We start from the raw sequence: 16,742 nt of genomic DNA, 5'->3' as shown, positions 1-16,742 counted from the left end.
CCCACAAGCGACCGGATAGCGGCCCGAGTGGCAGTTCAGGGCGGGAAGCACGCTCCGTCCAAACCTCACTCACTACGCTCACTACGGAAAGCCGGAATACGCGCGAATTGAACAGGATTGACTCGAGCCTGACTACCGACGGAGCCACTCGAGCGGTTTCAACACCGCCGGCCGGTAGTCCTCGTGGGGATCGTACTTCGCGAACGAGAGGCTGTTGGCCATCACGCTCACGCTCGAGGCGGCCATCGCCAGCCCGGCCAGCGCCGGGTTCAGCAGACCAAGCGAGGCGATGGGAATCAGCGTCGTGTTGTAGGCGAAGGCCCAGAACAGGTTCTGGCGCACCTTCGAGATGGTCGCCTCGGAGATTCTGACGGCCTTGAGCACGTCCGCCGGGTCGTCGCGCATCAGCGTCACATCAGCTGACTCGATGGCGACGTCGGTGCCCGAGCCGATGGCGACGCCGACCTGTGCGGTCGTGAGCGCGGGCGCGTCGTTGACCCCGTCGCCGACCATCATGACTCGCGCGCCACCTTCCTGTAGGTCTTCGATGTGGTCCGCCTTGTCCTCCGGAAGGACCGCCGCACGCACGTTGTCGGGATCGATTCCGACCTGTTCGGCCACCGCACGGGCCGTCCGTTCGTTGTCGCCGGTGAGCATCACGACCTCAGTACCCCGTTCGTGCAGGGCCGCGACGGTCTCTTTTGCGCTCTCGCGGACCTCGTCCGCGACGGCGAGCACGCCCAACAGTTCGCCATCAATCGCAACCGGCATCGCCGTCTTCCCCTCCCGCTCGAGCCGCGTCAGCGTCTCCTCGGCGGGTTCGGTGTCGATTCCCGCGTCCTCGAGCAGTTTCCGGCGACCGATCAGCACGCTGCCGCGGTCGGTCTCGGCGCGGATACCGTGGCCGGGGACGTTCTCGAACTCGCTGACCTCGCCGACTACGATGCCTCGATCCTCACAGCCCTCGACGATCGCGCGGGCGATCGGGTGTTCGGAGCCGGATTCGGCTGTCGCCGCGGCACCGAGAACGAGCGACTCGAGGTCCTCCTCGCGGTCGGTCAGAAGTCCGCCGTCCGCCGCAGTATCGCCGCCGTCGGTGGCGACTCGCTCGCCCATGAGTTCGACGTCCGTCAACACCATCTCGCCGTGGGTCAAGGTCCCCGTCTTGTCGAAGACGACGGTGTCGATGCCCCGAACCTGCTCGAGCACGTCGCCGCCCTTGAACAGCACGCCGTTCGTGGCGGAGAGAGTGGAGCCGACCATCGTCGCGGCCGGCGTCGCCAGCCCCAGCGCGCAGGGACAGGCGATCAGCAGCGCCGAGGCGAGGACGACGACCGAGAACTCGAGGACCGGCACGCCGCCGACGACGGGGCCGCCGCCGACGGGCTCGAGGATCGGAATCCAGCCCCCGAGCGCCGACGAGACGCCGTACAGCGCGTCGGGAAAGAGGAACCAGAGCGTCGCCCAGAGAATCGCGTTGAGGATCACCGCTGGGACGAAGTAGGCGCTCACGGTGTCGACCAGCCGCTGGATCTCCGGCTGACGCGACTGGGCTTCCTTGACCCGGTCGACGATCTGCTGGATCGCCGTCTCTGAGCCGACCTTCGTCGCCTCCACGAGGAGCACGCCGTTCTCGTTGATCGTCGAGCCGACCACTTCGTCGCCCTCGCCTTTCTCGACCGGGACGGACTCGCCGGTGAGCATCGACTCGTCGACGGCACTCTGGCCGTCGACGACCACGCCGTCCGTCGGAATCCGCTCGCCCGGCCGGACCTTCATCACGTTGCCGACCGCGACGTTCTCGAGGGGAACCTGCCGCTCGTCGCCATCTTCTACGACGGTTGCCTCCTCGGCCTCCATCTGCAGGAGTTCGCGCAGTGCGTTGCCGGCCCGAGCCTTCGATCGGACCTCGAGCCAGTTGCCCAGCGTGATGAACCAGAGGATGAAGGCGACGGCCTCGAAGTAGAGGCCCGCACCGGCGATAGCGCCGAAGAGGACCGCCGTACTGTAGACGTAGCCCGCCGACGACCCCATCGCTACCAGCGTGTCCATATTGGCCCGCCGATTGTGCGAGAACGCCCGCCAAGCGCCGCGAAGGAACTCCATCCCGAGCGTGGCCATCAGCGCGGTTGCGAGGGCGAACTCGAGCACCCCCATGACGGAGACGGTCGCGACGCCGAGTCCGATATCGCCCAGGTGGGGCAACTCGACGAGCCCGAGCATCGCGAGCATGATCGGCACGAACGGGAGCGTGAGGATACCCCCGCCGATCACCAGTCGGCGCTGGCGCCGAAGCTCCTTCTCGACGGCGCGCTCGCGCTGGCTCGAGCCCTGCGTCCCCTCGGCGTCGTCGCGCTCGTCGCGGACGGGTTCGTAGCCGGCCTCCTCGATAGCCGCGAAAATCTCGCCCAGCGAGACGTCGTTCGGGTTGTACTCGACGCGGGCCTCGTCGGACGCGAAGTTCACGTCCGCTCGAATCACACCCGGTAGTTCCGTGACCGCGTCCGCGACGGAGCCGGAACACGTCGAACACGACATCCCCATGACCGTGATGATCTCCGTCTCCGAGGCGGCCTCGTAACCCGCGTCGTCGATGGCGTCGTAGATCTCGGCCAGCGAGACGACCTCGGGAACGTACGCGACCGTCCCCTCGTCGGTCGCGTAGTTCGCACTCGCCGACTCGACGCCCTCGAGGTCGCCCACCGCGTCCTCGACGGTCCCCGAGCAGGTCGAACAGGACATGCCGGTGATCTCGAGGTGCGCTCGCCTGGTGTTCATGTATAGCTGTACGGGATAGACGTTCAAGCGGGTTGTGCCTTGGAAAGTGAGAATGTATCAGTGATAGAGTTTCGAAAGTAAACCGCGGCCGCTCGCTGTCCGACCGAGCACGGTGTGAGAACTACGGTGTTCGATCTCGAACTAGCCGCCGATGTCGCCCACCGCTTTCGGACGGACGATCCGGATCTCGACGGATGCAGGACTGCAGGGACGACTCGAACGAGGTGAGCGGCGCTGATGGCTGATTCGAGCCGGGACCACGGCGATTCGGCCCACGAATCGGCGAAACCCTCCGCTCGAGGAGAGAAACCCACCGATAGCTACTGTTCGTGTTGTCGGGTCTGTAACTGCTATCGGGACGCGCCGGGTACCGTCGAGAAACCGGGCGAGCGACGCGGCGAGCACGACGAACACGACGGAAAAGGCAAACGCGACGAGCGCGGTGATGACAGACACGACAGTCACGATCACGGTGGCGACGGACACGACGACCACGGCGCGCACGTCGACCATTCGGACCACGAGGACCTGTTCCGAAAGCGGTTTTTCGTCTCCCTCGTGCTCTCCCTGCCAGTGTTGTACTACAGTCCGATGCTCCAGGACTGGTTCGGCTTCACCGCGGTGACGTTCCCGGGCAGCGAGTTCGTCGGGCCCGTCCTCGGCGTCGCGGTCTTCGCCTACGGTGGGATTCCGTTCCTCCGAATGGGCGCGGTCGAAGCGCGCAACCGCGAGCCTGGCATGATGTTGCTGATTTCGCTCGCGATCACCGTCGCCTTCGTCTACAGCGTCGCCGCGGCCGTCTTCGACATCGGCGAACCGTTCTTCTGGGAACTCGTCACGCTGATCGTCATCTTCCTGCTGGGCCACTGGATCGAGATGCGCTCCGTCAGGCGCGCCTCGGGCGCGCTCGACGAGCTCGCCGAATTGCTGCCCGAGACGGCCGAGCGCGTGACTGCCGATGGGGAGACCGAGACGGTGCCGATCGACGACCTCGAGGCGGACGACCTCGTGCTCGTCCGGCCCGGATCGAACGTGCCGGCCGACGGCGTCGTCGAGGAGGGCGAGTCGAACGTCACCGAGGCGATGATCACGGGCGAGTCGAAGCCGGTGAAGAAGGGACCCGGCGACGAGGTCATCGGCGGGACGACCAACCGCGACGGCAGCCTGCGCGTTCACGTCGCCGCGACGGGAGAGGAGACGACGCTGTCGGGCATCGTGCGCCTAGTGGAAGAGGCCCAGGAGAGCCGGTCTCGGACGCAAGTCCTCGCCGACCGGGCCGCGGGCTGGCTCTTTTATGCAGCACTCGGCGTCGCGGCGGTCACCGCCGTCGCCTGGACCGTCGCCGTCGGCTTCGGGCTCCCGGTCGTCGAACGCGTCGTTACCGTCCTCGTCATCGCCTGTCCGCACGCGCTCGGACTCGCGGTCCCGCTCGTGGTCGCGATCAACACCTCGATGGCCGCCCAGCACGGGATGCTCGTCCGCGACCGGATCGCCATGGAGCAGGCACGGAACCTCGACACCGTCGTCTTCGACAAGACCGGGACGCTGACGGCGGGGGAACAGGGGATCGTCGAAATCGCGACCGTCGGGGACTGGAGCGAGGACGACATCCTGACGCTCGCGGCCGCCGCCGAGGGTGATTCGGAGCACATGATCGCCCAGGCCGTTCGTGACGAGGCCGGTGAGCGTGAACTCCCGGTGCCCGACGCCCGCGGGTTCGAGGCGCTCGAGGGACGTGGCGTTCGCGCGACGATCGAACGCGATGCGATGCCGGCCGTTGCACCCGGTGTGGGTCATTCCGAGGAGGGAACCGATTCCGGCGGCCAAGACGGTCACACCGTCTCCGTCGGCGGTCCCAACTTACTCCGATATCTCGAGGTCGAACCGTCCACCGACCTCGAGCGCTTCGCGGACGAGGCCGGCGCTCGGGGCGAGGGCGTCGTCTACGTGTTACACGACGAGGAGATCGTCGGCGCGGTCGCGCTGGCAGACGTGATCCGCGAGGAGAGCGTCGAGGCCATCGACGCGCTCCACGAGATGGGCGTTGAGGTGGCGATGCTGACCGGCGACGACGCGGACGTGGCCCACAGCGTCGCCGACGAACTCGGCATCGACACCGTCTTCGCGGAGGTGTTGCCCGAAGACAAGGACGAGAAGATCCTCGAGCTACAGGATCGGGGCCACCTCGTCGCGATGGTCGGCGATGGCGTCAACGACGCGCCCGCGCTCACCCGCGCCGACGTGGGAATCGCCATCGGCTCGGGTACCGATGTGGCCGTCGAGTCCGCCGACGTGGTGCTCGTCGAGAACGATCCGCGGGATGTCGCCAGCCTCGTTCGACTGAGCGCGAAGAGCTACCGGAAGATGCAGGAGAACATCGCCTGGGCGGCCGGCTACAACGTGTTCGCCCTGCCGCTCGCCGCTGGAATCCTCGCACCGATCGGCATCCTGCTCTCGCCGGCCGTCGGCGCGGTGCTCATGTCCGCGAGTACGGTGATCGTCGCGATCAACGCGCAGTTGCTCCGGCGGGCGGATCTATCGGTGTGAGGGAGTTCCCAAGAACGGTTCTACAGTAATAGCTGCCCTCCCCCTCCGAGAAGCACAAGGACCGCCCCGAGAGTCATCATCCAGACCCACCGATCCGCTGGCACGGACGCAGACGGGTTCTCCGAGAACCCCAGTACATAAACCGCACTGCAGACCGTTCCGACGCCGCCGATCGCCATCAGTAGGGCTGCGAGACCGGTGTTTCCGGCGGCGACACTCGAGAGTCCCATCGCTCCGACGACGACGCCACAGAGAATGGTCGACGCGTAGTAGAGACGTGTGAGATCCATATTAGAGACTGTACTGACATGTAAGTAATAGTTCCCATGTTAGCGAACGTAACTCCACCTCGATAGTAGTCACTGAACGTCATACTATAGCGCTTCGTCGACGAGAATCCGGTTGCTAATCCCGGGCCGCTACTGGGAATTCAGTTCGAGGTGACGCTTACAGCTTCCCCGTGTCCTCGGGGACGAGCGTGAACCCGAGCGTCCGAAAGTCGCTATCGAAGGTGAACACGTGGTCGACGTCCCGTTCGTCGGCGAGGTCGCTCGTCGCGTGGTCTACGAACGATATCTTCTGATCGTCGTACTCCTCGAACTGGCGGGCAGTCGCCGTCGGATCCGTGCGCCACCACACGACCCGCCCCGCAATCTTCCGGCTCTCGACGTGTCCGCCGTCCTCGAGCGTCCGGAGTTTCCGGCGTGCGGTTTCCCGGGAACAGTCGAGCGACTCGGCGACGTCGCCCGACGTGACGACCGGACCCGCCACCGCATCGAAGACGTCGAGCACGTCGGCCAGCGTGGTAGTGTCGGTGAATCGGCCGGAATCGCCACGGTTTCGCGACACGTACTGTCGTTGTACGGGCACATCGATGAGCCTGTTGGTGTACGCCACACGGTAAACGCCGCATGGCATCCCAAGAACGGACACCGTGATTCGCCCGGATGAAAAGACAATTCCCCCGCGGCCACCAATACGGAGCTAATGCGAATCGCCGTTCCCAACAAGGGCCGCCTGCACGAGCCGACGATCGACCTCCTAGAGCGGGCCGGACTCCACCTCGAGAACGGTGCCGACCGAAAACTGTACGCTGACACCGTCGATCCGGACGTCTCCGTCCTCTTCGCCCGCGCGGCGGACATCCCGGAGTACGTCTCCGACGGCGCGGCGGACCTCGGGATCACGGGACTCGATCAGGTCCACGAGGCCCGCGTCGACGACGTCTCGGAGCTGCTCGACCTCGAGTTCGGCCGCTGTCGACTCGTGCTGGCGGCGCCAGAGGACGGCGACATCGAGACCGTCGACGATCTGGCGGGCAAGACCGTCGCCACCGAGTTCCCCAACATCACCCGCGACTTCTTCGCGGACACCGGCGTCGAGCCCGATATCGTCGAGGTGACGGGGGCGACGGAGCTGACGCCCCACGTCGAGATGGCCGACGCCATCGTCGACATCACGAGCACGGGGACGACGCTCAAGATGAACCGCCTGGCCGTCGTCGACGAGGTGCTCTCGAGTTCGGTCCGGCTGTTCGGCCGCGAGGATGTCCTCTCCGAGCCGAAAGTCGAAGAGGTCCGAACGGCGCTCTCCTCGGTCAAGCAGGCCGAGGGCAAGCGCTACCTGATGATGAACGTCCCGACGACGAAACTGGACGACGTCCGGGACGTCATCCCCGGGATGGGCGGGCCAACGGTGATGGACATCGCCGGAGCGGACGAGAACGGCGACGGGAAGGTGGCCGTCCACGTCGTCGTCGACGAGCAGGACGTGTTCGAGACGATTACGGAGGTCAAAAAGGCCGGCGCGAGCGATATTCTGGTGACCGAGATCGAGCGGTTGATCGAGTAATCGCCGCTCGAGCGAATCGATCCGCTACTCGACGGTGAGTCGACGCCCTTTGCTGCCGACTACTCCGACCGCGGCTCCAGTCGAGAGTCGATCGGTCCCTCGAGCGACTCTCCGTCGAGCAACGGCTCGAACGCCGGGAGCGTCGCGCCGGGGGAGACGAGTCCCTGCACCTGGTCGTACGCGAGGGCGCGGTGATCCTCGAGCAGCGGGAGGTGGGTCCGACAGAGCGAGACGTGGACGCGCTGGCGGAGTTCGAGGAGCGACGTGACGGCCGTCGCGTCGTGTTCGGCGTCCGCGATCCGTGCGACGAGCGTGGACACCGAGAGGGAGCCGTCCTCGGCGAGGAGACAGCGGAGCACCTCGCGTCGACGGTCGTTGCCCAGCACGCGACGGACTGCCGCACGCGGGAGGGCTCCCTGAAATCGCCCAACATTGCCGGGAGCGGGGCTATCCTGCGCGGTCGCCAGTCGGTCTGGATGGATCGTCATCGATAGCTGAAACTCAGCGGAAGATCGAATAAACGCCGCTGGTCGTTCCACTCGATGAGAGACGATTCACTCCACTATGGATCGTTCACGGGTGGTAAACGGTCACTAATTCGGCCGAAGAGACTGATCGATCCCGGTGAACGGTTTCAGAAGAACTGGGAGAGAGCGGGAGAGACCGTCGTCGAGAGTGGTTCGAGAGTCGCGACCGATCGATACTGTCGGTTTCCGTGACTCAATTCGGCGCAAGCGCCGCTGGGAGTCGGCGATCACTGCGAAAACCGAAACCGAGCGGCGTTACTCGAGCAGGCCGAGGTCCTCGAGCCGGGAGACGATCTTGTCGACGGCGTGTTCGGCGTCGACGGGCTTCTTTCCGCCGGTGATGACGAGTTTCCCGGAGCCAAAGAGCAGAGCCACCACTTCGGGGTCGTCGAGGCGGTAGACCAGGCCGGGGAACTGTTCGGGTTCGTACTCGATGTTCTCGAGGCCGAGACCGATCGCGATCGCGTTCAGGTTGAGGTTGCGGCCCAGGTCAGCGCTGGTGACGATATTCTGGACGACGATCTCGGGGTCCTCGTTGACCTGAATCTGCAGTTCACGGAGCTTGTCGAAGACGATACGCAGGCTCTCGTGAACGTCGTCGGTCGATTTCGCGCCGGTGCAAACGATCTTCCCCGAGCGGAAGATCAGTGCGGCGGACTTGGGATTCTGCGTGCGGTAGACGAGGCCGGGGAACTGTTCGGGGTCGTAGTCGGCCCCCTCGAGGTCCATGGCCACGCTCTGCAGGTCGAGCTCCTGTCCGATACCGGTCGACGCCACCACGTTTTCGATGTTGATGGTGTCCTTGGGATCCGTCATAAGTCGCTTAAAAAGACGTATTTAAGGTTTATAAAGGTTAGTACCGCCACCTGATATGTCCGGTATATAGGGCGCCCGCGTCGATCGAATACCGCTCGATTTCACGGCGAGTAGTGTCTGACAAACGGTCCTAGCTCGATCGTATCTCGAGCGAACCGTCACGAAAAACGGTAGGCTCATGGCTCCCCCGCGGCGACGACTACGCGTGTATCTACTCGAGCTCGGCGGCGAGGACGACGCTTTTGCGGCCCGCGAAGCGGCCAGCGGGGCCGCCGACGTCCGTCGTATCGCCCCCGGACTCGCCGTCGCGAACGCCGTCGCTCCCGAGCGAATCCGCGGGCTGGCATACACCCACCGTGCGAGCGAACTGCTCGGCCGGACCGACGCCGACCCGGCGAGCGCCCGCGCGCTGCTCGAGACGGCGTCGATCGACCGCGAAGGAACGGTTGCAGTTCGTGCGACCGACGTCCACGGCTCGAGCGGCGTCGATACCGGGCGGGTCGAACGTGAACTCGGCCAAATCCTGGTCGATCGTGGGTTTACGGTGGACCTCGACGATCCCGACCACGTGCTCCGGGCGACGTTTTCGGAGGGGGCACTCGAGGCCGGCGGGGGACTCGAGGCTGACGAGGCGACCGGCGACCTGTTCGCGTCCGAACCGGACATCGAAGCGCTCAACGGGCCGGTTTCGGTCTGTGCGCTCGGCTGGCTCGCCGCCGAGAGCGTGCGCGATTTCGGCTCACGTGCGCCCACGGACAAACCGTTCTTCCAGCCCGGGAGCATGGATCCGTTACTCGCCCGCGCCGTCGCGAACGTCGCGGGGGCCCGGCCCGGCGCGACGGTGCTGGACCCGATGTGTGGCACCGGCGGCGTGCTCGTCGAGGCCGGACTGGTCGGTGCCGACGTCGTTGGGACGGACGCCCAGGCGAAGATGGTCGCGGGTGCGCGGGAGAATCTGGGCCACTTTCTCGATTCGGACGAACCGTCGCCCGTAGGGGTGGAGCGAGGCAAGTGGCACGTCGGTCGCGGCGATGCGACCCGGCTGCCGCTGCCGGACGACGCCGTCGACGGCGTGGTGTTCGACGCCCCTTACGGCCGACAGTCGAAGATTGAGACGCACCGACTCGAGGACCTCGTGTCGGGTGCGCTGTCGGAAGCCTGCCGGGTCGCCCCGCGGGCCGTCGTGGTCGCGGATCGATCGTGGGCCGGCGAGGCCCGGGCGGCGGGCTGGGAGCTCGAGGCCGCGTTCGAACGCCGCGTGCATCGATCGTTGACGCGGTACGTGCTGATTCTCGAGCGTTCTGCATGATTTCGGTTGGATCTACGGGCCGCTCGAGTGACGGTGAGGTGCGATCGAAAGCGCGGACTGTCAGATAACCGACTTGGACGGGTAGCCACCTCGAAACTGCTGCATACGTGGCAACAGTGGTTGCCACGTCCTCCCCAACCGATTCACTCGCTTCTTCCAGTCGCTCGCTCATCCCTCGCGAATCGTCTCGCGGTTCGTCGTCGACTCACCGCGATCCAGCGCGCCAACAATCAACTGTCAATAGCTATCGCACGCTCGAGACCCGTGCTACGCCGCTCGTCCGTCGACGAGTCCCTGCAGTTCGCTGGCGACCTCCGGCGGGACGACGATCCGTCGCGGCCCCGCGACGTACTGGCCGTCGGGTTCCGCGTACTCGAGTTTCAGAATCGCCGCGTCGCCGAGTCGGCGCGTCGAGACGCCCCGAATGAGCTCGAGATCGATCGCCTGATCAGGATCGTAGAGGTAGATCGTCCGCTTCTCGCGGTCGAGCGTGCCGATCGAGCGTAGGAACGACGCGAGCACGAGCGCGACGAGCGCGAGCGGGAGCAACAGCGCGGCCATCCCGGTGAACGGGCCGGCACCGACTTCCAGCAGTTCTCGCTGGGAGACGTACCGACCGACGGCCATCAGCGAGCCCATGACGCCCATCATCGCGATCGTTCCGAGCGCGGCGTCCATCGCTCGCTCGAGGGCCGCCCCGGACGGCGTCGTAATCGGAAGCCGGCTGGCCAGGGCCTCGAGCCGACGTTCGGTGTTGCTGGTGACGGCGAACGCGAGGATCGTCACGATGATGGCAGCGAACATCGCGATGATAATCGCGCCGGCGCCGCCCTGGGCGGCGAGATCGTACAGTCGCCAGAAGACGATGATAGTGATCGCCGCGAAGAACGTCCCGACGCCCAGCGACCACAGCAGGCGAACGGTTCGAGACGTCGAGGCGTCGCGTCGCCACTGAATCGTCTCGGTATCGTTCGGATCCGCAGCGTCCTCGTCCATACCAGCACTCACAACCCGTCCTGTAAAGCCTGTTCGATGTCGGTCAGCCCGTATGGGCGACCGTCAGAACAGCAGCGCGTCGATCACGACGAAGCCGACATAAGAGATGATGATCGAACCGGCCAGCGAACCGATCCACGCGAGAACGGTGAATCCCATCTTGCGTGCACTGACGCCGCCGCCGGCGCCGGCCGCGGCGTAGCCGCTCCCGATGATCGCGCTGACGATGATCTCGTTGAACGAGACGGGAATGCCGTAGAGGACGGCGACCTGGGCGATAATGAACGACGGGATGAGTGCGGCGATCGACCGTCGCGGACCGAGCGAGGAGTAGTCCTGCGAGATCGCCTTGATCATCCGCGGCGCGCCGGTCCACGACCCGAGTAAGAGCCCGAACCCGCCGCCGACGAGCAGGGCGATCAGCGGCAGGCCGACGTCACCCGACAGCGGAATCAGCGGCCCGACCGCCAGCCCGACCTGACTGCCGCCGGCGGAGAACGCGACCAGTCCGCCGAGGATCAACAGGAAGTGGCGCTCGCCCTGTTCGATATCGCTCCGAAGATCGATCGCGATCGCACCCGCCCAGAGCGCCGCCATCACGGCCGTCGCGGCGACGATACCGACGAGCTCCGGTCCCGGAACCCAGCCGCTCGAGGCCTGTGCGATCGATTCGCCCCCGGCATCCCCCGAGCCGAGGATCGCAAACTCGATGTTGGCGACGATGACGCCGACCAGCGCCGACAGGCCGATTATCAGAGACTCCTCGGCGATCGGTTCGCTTCGCAGGACTCGAGCGATCGCGTAGGCGAGGCCGCCGCCGACGAAGGGCGTCAGGATCCACAACGTGGCGATTTCGGTGTACTTCGCCCACGCGGGATCACCCCCCATCGCGAGCCCGACACCGACGACTGCGCCGGTCACCGTAAACGCGGTCGCTATCGGATACCCCGCGAAGACGCCGATCGCGACCAGCCCGGCCGCGATAATCAGGGCGACGGTCGCCGCCATCGGCGACAGCGTCACGCCCCCGATCAGATCGGCACCGACCGCCTCGGAGACGTTCGCGCCCTGCAAAACGGCGCCGGCGAAACCGAGAATACCGACGAGAAACCCCGCTCGCATCACCGAAATCGCGTTCGCGCCGACCGCCGGGGCGAACGGTGTCGACCCGCTCGAGCCGGCACCGATCGCCCAGGCCATGAAAAGACTGGCAAGTGCGGCGACCAGAAACGTCGCGATCGTCACGATCTCGACCATCTACCCCGGCTTACCAGCTAGCCCTACAAGTGTGTGCCGACCTTCGACCGATCGTTCTCGGACGGACAGTCGTGTTTACAACTGGCAATCGCGTTCGTATATTGAAATCGAATATCGATAGAAACGGGAAATAAAACCTTAACACCTAAACCGATTCAGCGGCGTATTACGAACAGCAATGGTGGAAAATGGCAAGGCGGTTGACAGACGCGACTACCTGAAACTTTCCGGGGTCGCTGGAATCGCGATGACCGGACTCGCCGGCTGTCTCGAGGACAGCGGAAACGGCGACGACGACGAGAACGGGAGCAGCGACGAGAATGGCGGCGAAGCCGACTCCGAAATCGTCGCCGGCACGGCGCCCGGGTTCCGACCGTTCGAGATGGTCGAAGACGGCGAACTGGTCGGCTTCGACGTCGACCACCTCGAGGCGGTCGTCGACGAGACCGACTACGAACTATCCGGCTGGGAGCAGTTCGAGTTCGACACGCTGATTCAGGCGCTCAACAGCGGCGAGATCGACGTGATCGCGGCGGCGATGACGATCAACGACGAACGCGAAGAACAGATCGCGTTCACCGATCCGTACTACAGCGCCGACCAGTCGGTGCTCGTCCAGACCGGCGGCGACTTCCAGCCATCCGAGCTCGACGACCTCTCGGGGCGAGACCTCGGCGCGCAGTCGGGGACGACAGGTGAGGGGATCATCGAGGACGAAGTCGACGATCCGAACTACCGCTCGTTCGATAACTACGTCTACGCCGTCGAAGAGTTAGAGCGAGGGACGATCGAGGCCATCGTCATCGACCAGCCCGTCGCCGAGTCGTTCGAGTCCGACCGCGACGTCGAAATCGCGTTCACGTTCGAGACCGGCGAGGAGTACGGCCTCGGCGTTCGACAGGACGACGACGACCTCCGGGAGGCGCTCAACGAGGGTATCGCGGCCGTCGAGGAGTCGGGCGAGTACGAAGAGATCACGCGCGAGTGGTTCGACGAGTAAGCTGATCGGCAATGGATCTCGCAGTACAGGCGGCGGACGCCGCGGCGACGCTACCGGCCGAACAACTCCTGGTGATCAGCGAGGAGGCGGTCGCGGAGTTCGTGGAGGATGTGGAGTTCGTCTACCAGAACAGCGATTACCTGCTGTGGGGGGCGGTCGTCACGGTCCTCCTGACGCTCACCAGCATCGTGCTCGGCTTTCTGGCGGGCTTTCCGGCCGGCGCGATCGAAACCTACGGGAGCGGCTACTCGCGGGCGTTCGTCCGGAAGTTCGGCGTCCTGTTGCGGGGGACGCCGATTCTCGTCATCATGCTCATCACGTTCTTCGTCCTGCCCTACGGAATCGTCCACGGCGCGGTCGAAGGGGTGTTCGGTACGCTCGACTTCGTCCTCGGGCCGACGCCGTTCACCGCGGCGGTCGACGTTCCCGGCGCGTTCGTCGCGGCGACGATCGCGCTGGGCTTTCGCAGCGCGGCCTACCAGTCACAGATCTTCCGGGGCGCGCTCGGAAGCATCGACGAGGGGCAGATGGAGGCCGCCCGCTCGATCGGGATGAGCCGACTCGAGGCGATCCGACACGTGATGCTCCCGCAGGCGCTGCGCCGGAGCGTGCCGGGCTTTCAGAACGAGTTCACGATCGTTCTCAAGGACACCTCGATCGCCTTTGCGATCGGCCTCGGCGAACTGCTCAAGCGAAGCAATGACCTGTTTCAACAACAGACCACGGCGATCCTCGAGCTCATCATCTTCATCAGTCTCATCTACTTCGTGTTGACCTTCACGACGAACCGGACGCTCGATTACGTGAACAACCGCTTTGCAATCCCAGGTGAATCCTCGTGACCGACCACCGAACGGACGGCGCTGGCAGCAGCATCGACCACGCAACGACGCAGACGGCCGACCGCCCGCTGCTTCGCATCGAAGACCTCTGGAAATCCTACGGCGACGAGGAGGTCCTCAAGGGAATCGACCTCGAGATCGATCACGGCGACGTCGAGGTGTTGGTCGGCCCAAGCGGGAGCGGAAAGTCGACGCTGCTGCGGTGTCTCAACCGCCTGACCGATGTCGACAGCGGTCAGATATATCTCGACGATCTCGAGGTGACCGCGCCGGACACCAACCCCGACACCGTTCGCCAGCAGATCGGGATGGTGTTTCAAGACATCAACCTGTTCGCCCACCTCACCGCGCGCAAAAACATTACGCTCGGACTCCGCAAGGTGCGGGATTTTACTAAAGCGGAAGCTCGAGAGCGGGCCGACGACGAGCTGGCGCGGGTGGGACTGTCCGATCAGGCCGACTCCTACCCGGCACAGCTTTCGGGCGGACAGAAACAGCGCGTCGGCATCGCTCGCGCGCTTGCGATGGATCCAGAAGTCATGCTGTTCGACGAACCGACGAGCGCGCTCGACCCCGAACTGAGCAACGAGGTGCTCGAGGTCATGCACGAACTCGTCGGCGAGGGGATGACGATGGTCGTCGTCACCCACGAGATGCGCTTCGCCCGCGGCGGCGCGACCGACATCTCGTTTCTCGCCGACGGCACACTCGTCGAGCGCGGCCCGCCCGAGGTCCTCTTCGAGAACCCGACGCACGATCGAACCGCAGAGTTCTTCGAAAGCATCCGTCATGACTGAGGGCGCGACACCGCCTGCTCGACATCGAACGCGGGCGCGAGCGGAGGCGATCGTACGATGAGCACGTCGAAGCCGTCCGGGTTCGAGCGGCTCCGCGGCTCGGTCGACGGCCTCGAGAGTGGGCTCGCAATCGCCGTCGGCGTCTGCTTCTGGGGCTGGCTGCTCACGCGCTGGCTCTACGACTGGGTTATCAGCCGACTGGGCGTCGGCCCCGGCGCCGGGGAGCAGTTCGTCTCATCAGCGCCCCTCGAGTCGGCGGCGGCGCCGTTCGAGAACACAGTGGCGGCGATCGGTCCGTTCAGCGTTCCGTGGACGTCGGTGGAGTTCGGCCGGATCGCCGTCCCGATGGACTGGCTCGCGAGCCTCTTGAACGGCGCCGCGCTGGGGATCGATATCGCGCCCGCGTTAGCGGCGGGCGCGTGGTACACGATCGTTCTGACGGCCGTCAGCATCGCGCTTGGGCTCGTCATCGCCGTCCCGGTCGCCGTGTTGCGCGTCTACGGCGGCCCGTTACGGTGGCTCGCGCTCGCCTACACCGAACTGATCCGGGGGACGCCGCTGCTGGCGCAGCTGTTCGTGCTCTACTACACGCCCTACCTGGCGGTCCCGCTCAGCGATGTCGACCTCGTCGGCCGGGGATTCGTCCCCGAGTACGCGTTCTGGATCGCCATCGTCGGCTTCACGATCAACGGCTCGGCCTACCAGGCCGAGTACATCCGCGGGGCGCTCGAGAGCGTCGACGAGGGCCAACTGACGGCCGCGCGGGCGATCGGGCTCTCGAAACTCGAGGGCATCCGCTACGTCGTCTTACCCCAGACGCTGCGGTACGGGATTCCGGCGTGGACGAACGAACTCGTCTACCTGATCAAGTACTCCTCGCTGGCCGGCTTCATCACGGTGCCGGAGCTGTACTACCGTGCCAGTTCGATCGCCTCCTCGACGTTCGAGTACACGCCGATCTACGTCCTGCTCGGGCTGGTCTACCTCGGGCTCGTCCTCTCGGCGACGAACGTCATGAGCTACGTCGAACGCCGCGTCGCGGTCCCCGGCCTGGGGCAGGCTGAGGGTCGACAGCAGGGTGCAGGCGAAGACACGGCGAAGAAAAGCGCGTAGCGGTCGTCGACCGTCTCGTCGGTCCGTCGCCCGGTCAGTTCGTCGTCGACCGCGAGTTGTCATCCGGCTCCGGCGGCGGTTCAGCGCCCTCGATCGCTTCCGCGGCGTCGGTATCCTTCTCGACTTCGACGTGCCAGCGGTCGATCTCCTCGTCGAACTCGGCGAGGCGATCGGAGACGTCGTCTTTGAGGGCGTCGTCGTTGACGTTGACCTCGAAGACGAACTGCTCGCCGTTGCCGCCGTTGCGCGTCGACTGCTGGATGTTGGCGCTGACGAGTTCGTTGTCGAAGTAGTACGGCGCGAGTTGGGTCATCACGTTCTGGTAGACCGTATCCTCGACCCGGCGGAAGGCCTTGCGGCTGGCGGAGTCGGCCGCCCGCGCGACGTAGTCGATCGACTCCTTCCAGTTGCCGACCGCAGCTTCCGCGTCGTCCTCCTCGAGTCGCTCGTACGATTCCGAGAGCTTCTCGCCGGCGGTCTTGATGTCCTCGTCGGGGTTCTTGCCGGCCTTCTCCCCTTTTCCCTCTTCGATACTGGCCTGCTCGGAGGTCTTCTCGCTGACGTCGGTATCGAGGGTCTCGTGAGCCTTGGGGCGCCACTCGTCCCACTCCTCGAACGCGCGCGCGAAATTCGCGTGGTAGTCTGCATCAGGGTCGTGGACGCCGGCGTCTCGAAGCGCGCGTGTGATGCGCTCGCCGTGCTCGACGACGTCGCCCCAGTCACCGCGGACTTTGAATCCCGAGATACTCTCTTCCATTCGGCTGGCCGGGTGGTAGGAGATGGACCGCTATAAACTTCCTTGCTGCGAGCAAATGGTGCCGGCGAGCGCCGGCGTCAGTACCGTCGATCCGTCAGCCCCGAGCCGTCCGTCGGCTGGCCGCTCATTCCCCGCCCGTGTCGGTCCCGTTC

The 16,742-nt window shown here is 65.4% G+C and carries 15 protein-coding genes; 7 read left to right on the top strand and 8 right to left on the bottom strand.

Going from position 1 to position 16,742, the window contains the following annotated elements:
* Window positions 1-132: 132 nt before the first annotated feature.
* Window positions 133-2,778 (bottom strand): heavy metal translocating P-type ATPase, encoded by a 2,646-nt coding sequence (locus tag ACSFC5_RS17990; RefSeq protein WP_440766622.1) that lies wholly within the window; start codon window positions 2,776-2,778, stop codon window positions 133-135.
* Window positions 2,779-3,015: 237 nt separating this feature from the next.
* Here ACSFC5_RS17990 and ACSFC5_RS17985 point away from each other — a divergent pair, with 237 nt between their 5' ends.
* The gene (locus tag ACSFC5_RS17985) at window positions 3,016-5,325 is read left to right on the top strand and encodes a heavy metal translocating P-type ATPase (protein ID WP_440766621.1); all 2,310 of its coding nucleotides are present in this window, start codon (window positions 3,016-3,018) and stop codon (window positions 5,323-5,325) included.
* Window positions 5,326-5,345: 20 nt separating this feature from the next.
* Here ACSFC5_RS17985 and ACSFC5_RS17980 read toward each other — a convergent pair whose 3' ends face one another.
* The gene (locus ACSFC5_RS17980) at window positions 5,346-5,615 is read right to left on the bottom strand and encodes a hypothetical protein (protein ID WP_440766620.1); all 270 of its coding nucleotides are present in this window, start codon (window positions 5,613-5,615) and stop codon (window positions 5,346-5,348) included.
* Window positions 5,616-5,772: 157 nt separating this feature from the next.
* The gene (locus ACSFC5_RS17975) at window positions 5,773-6,174 is read right to left on the bottom strand and encodes a hypothetical protein (RefSeq protein ID WP_440766619.1); all 402 of its coding nucleotides are present in this window, start codon (window positions 6,172-6,174) and stop codon (window positions 5,773-5,775) included.
* A 138-nt stretch (window positions 6,175-6,312) separates the two neighbouring features.
* Between ACSFC5_RS17975 and hisG the strand changes: the two genes are divergently transcribed.
* Window positions 6,313-7,176, top strand: coding sequence for an ATP phosphoribosyltransferase (hisG, locus tag ACSFC5_RS17970; protein WP_440766618.1), 864 nt, complete (start codon window positions 6,313-6,315; stop codon window positions 7,174-7,176).
* Between the two features lie 59 nt (window positions 7,177-7,235).
* Here the strand turns inward: hisG and ACSFC5_RS17965 are convergent, their stop codons facing one another.
* Both ACSFC5_RS17965 and ACSFC5_RS17960 read right to left on the bottom strand, forming a co-directional pair.
* Window positions 7,236-7,664, bottom strand: a complete 429-nt coding sequence (locus tag ACSFC5_RS17965) for a DUF7344 domain-containing protein (RefSeq protein WP_440766617.1) — start codon at window positions 7,662-7,664, stop codon at window positions 7,236-7,238.
* A gap of 294 nt (window positions 7,665-7,958) precedes the next feature.
* Window positions 7,959-8,519, bottom strand: a complete 561-nt coding sequence (locus ACSFC5_RS17960; protein WP_006092636.1) for a TATA-box-binding protein — start codon at window positions 8,517-8,519, stop codon at window positions 7,959-7,961.
* Between the two features lie 205 nt (window positions 8,520-8,724).
* On the opposite strand from ACSFC5_RS17960, the gene ACSFC5_RS17955 reads away from it, so the two are divergent.
* Window positions 8,725-9,828: a methyltransferase domain-containing protein gene (locus ACSFC5_RS17955; RefSeq protein WP_440766616.1), complete on the top strand. Its 1,104-nt coding sequence runs from the start codon at window positions 8,725-8,727 to the stop codon at window positions 9,826-9,828.
* A 267-nt stretch (window positions 9,829-10,095) separates the two neighbouring features.
* On the opposite strand, the gene ACSFC5_RS17950 is transcribed toward ACSFC5_RS17955, so the two are convergent.
* A complete protein-coding gene (locus ACSFC5_RS17950; RefSeq protein WP_440766615.1) occupies window positions 10,096-10,824 on the bottom strand; it encodes a hypothetical protein in 729 nt (242 codons plus the stop codon).
* A 63-nt stretch (window positions 10,825-10,887) separates the two neighbouring features.
* The gene (locus tag ACSFC5_RS17945) at window positions 10,888-12,081 is read right to left on the bottom strand and encodes an inorganic phosphate transporter (RefSeq protein ID WP_440766614.1); all 1,194 of its coding nucleotides are present in this window, start codon (window positions 12,079-12,081) and stop codon (window positions 10,888-10,890) included.
* A gap of 178 nt (window positions 12,082-12,259) precedes the next feature.
* On the opposite strand from ACSFC5_RS17945, the gene ACSFC5_RS17940 reads away from it, so the two are divergent.
* The 4 genes from ACSFC5_RS17940 to ACSFC5_RS17925 are packed head-to-tail and all read left to right on the top strand — an operon-like array spanning window position 12,260 to window position 15,833.
* The gene (locus ACSFC5_RS17940; RefSeq protein ID WP_440766613.1) at window positions 12,260-13,081 is read left to right on the top strand and encodes a basic amino acid ABC transporter substrate-binding protein; all 822 of its coding nucleotides are present in this window, start codon (window positions 12,260-12,262) and stop codon (window positions 13,079-13,081) included.
* Between the two features lie 11 nt (window positions 13,082-13,092).
* The gene (locus ACSFC5_RS17935) at window positions 13,093-13,923 is read left to right on the top strand and encodes an amino acid ABC transporter permease (RefSeq protein ID WP_440766612.1); all 831 of its coding nucleotides are present in this window, start codon (window positions 13,093-13,095) and stop codon (window positions 13,921-13,923) included.
* A gap of 32 nt (window positions 13,924-13,955) precedes the next feature.
* Window positions 13,956-14,720 (top strand): amino acid ABC transporter ATP-binding protein, encoded by a 765-nt coding sequence (locus ACSFC5_RS17930; protein ID WP_440766984.1) that lies wholly within the window; start codon window positions 13,956-13,958, stop codon window positions 14,718-14,720.
* 57 nt (window positions 14,721-14,777) lie between these two features.
* The gene (locus ACSFC5_RS17925; protein ID WP_440766611.1) at window positions 14,778-15,833 is read left to right on the top strand and encodes an amino acid ABC transporter permease; all 1,056 of its coding nucleotides are present in this window, start codon (window positions 14,778-14,780) and stop codon (window positions 15,831-15,833) included.
* 34 nt (window positions 15,834-15,867) lie between these two features.
* Here the strand turns inward: ACSFC5_RS17925 and ACSFC5_RS17920 are convergent, their stop codons facing one another.
* Complete coding sequence (locus tag ACSFC5_RS17920) at window positions 15,868-16,590, bottom strand: DUF5828 family protein (protein ID WP_440766610.1); 723 nt, start codon at window positions 16,588-16,590, stop codon at window positions 15,868-15,870.
* Between the last annotated feature and the right edge of the window lie 152 nt (window positions 16,591-16,742).

The organism is Natronorubrum marinum, assembly GCF_052040125.1.
Lineage (GTDB): Archaea > Halobacteriota > Halobacteria > Halobacteriales > Natrialbaceae > Natronorubrum.
Note: the sequence above shows the minus strand (reverse complement) of the source record. Positions and strands in the feature narration are given on the sequence as shown.

What these genes read in the sequence shown, in the direction of transcription:
- ACSFC5_RS17990 (WP_440766622.1), bottom strand. Translation starts at nt 2,778, where the DNA reads ATGAACACCAGGCGAGCGCACCTCGAGATCACCGGCATGTCCTGTTCG.
- ACSFC5_RS17985 (WP_440766621.1), top strand. Translation starts at nt 3,016, where the DNA reads ATGGCTGATTCGAGCCGGGACCACGGCGATTCGGCCCACGAATCGGCG.
- ACSFC5_RS17980 (WP_440766620.1), bottom strand. Translation starts at nt 5,615, where the DNA reads ATGGATCTCACACGTCTCTACTACGCGTCGACCATTCTCTGTGGCGTC.
- hisG (WP_440766618.1), top strand. Translation starts at nt 6,313, where the DNA reads ATGCGAATCGCCGTTCCCAACAAGGGCCGCCTGCACGAGCCGACGATC.
- ACSFC5_RS17965 (WP_440766617.1), bottom strand. Translation starts at nt 7,664, where the DNA reads ATGACGATCCATCCAGACCGACTGGCGACCGCGCAGGATAGCCCCGCT.
- ACSFC5_RS17960 (WP_006092636.1), bottom strand. Translation starts at nt 8,519, where the DNA reads ATGACGGATCCCAAGGACACCATCAACATCGAAAACGTGGTGGCGTCG.
- ACSFC5_RS17950 (WP_440766615.1), bottom strand. Translation starts at nt 10,824, where the DNA reads ATGGACGAGGACGCTGCGGATCCGAACGATACCGAGACGATTCAGTGG.
- ACSFC5_RS17945 (WP_440766614.1), bottom strand. Translation starts at nt 12,081, where the DNA reads ATGGTCGAGATCGTGACGATCGCGACGTTTCTGGTCGCCGCACTTGCC.
- ACSFC5_RS17940 (WP_440766613.1), top strand. Translation starts at nt 12,260, where the DNA reads ATGGTGGAAAATGGCAAGGCGGTTGACAGACGCGACTACCTGAAACTT.
- ACSFC5_RS17935 (WP_440766612.1), top strand. Translation starts at nt 13,093, where the DNA reads ATGGATCTCGCAGTACAGGCGGCGGACGCCGCGGCGACGCTACCGGCC.
- ACSFC5_RS17925 (WP_440766611.1), top strand. Translation starts at nt 14,778, where the DNA reads ATGAGCACGTCGAAGCCGTCCGGGTTCGAGCGGCTCCGCGGCTCGGTC.
- ACSFC5_RS17920 (WP_440766610.1), bottom strand. Translation starts at nt 16,590, where the DNA reads ATGGAAGAGAGTATCTCGGGATTCAAAGTCCGCGGTGACTGGGGCGAC.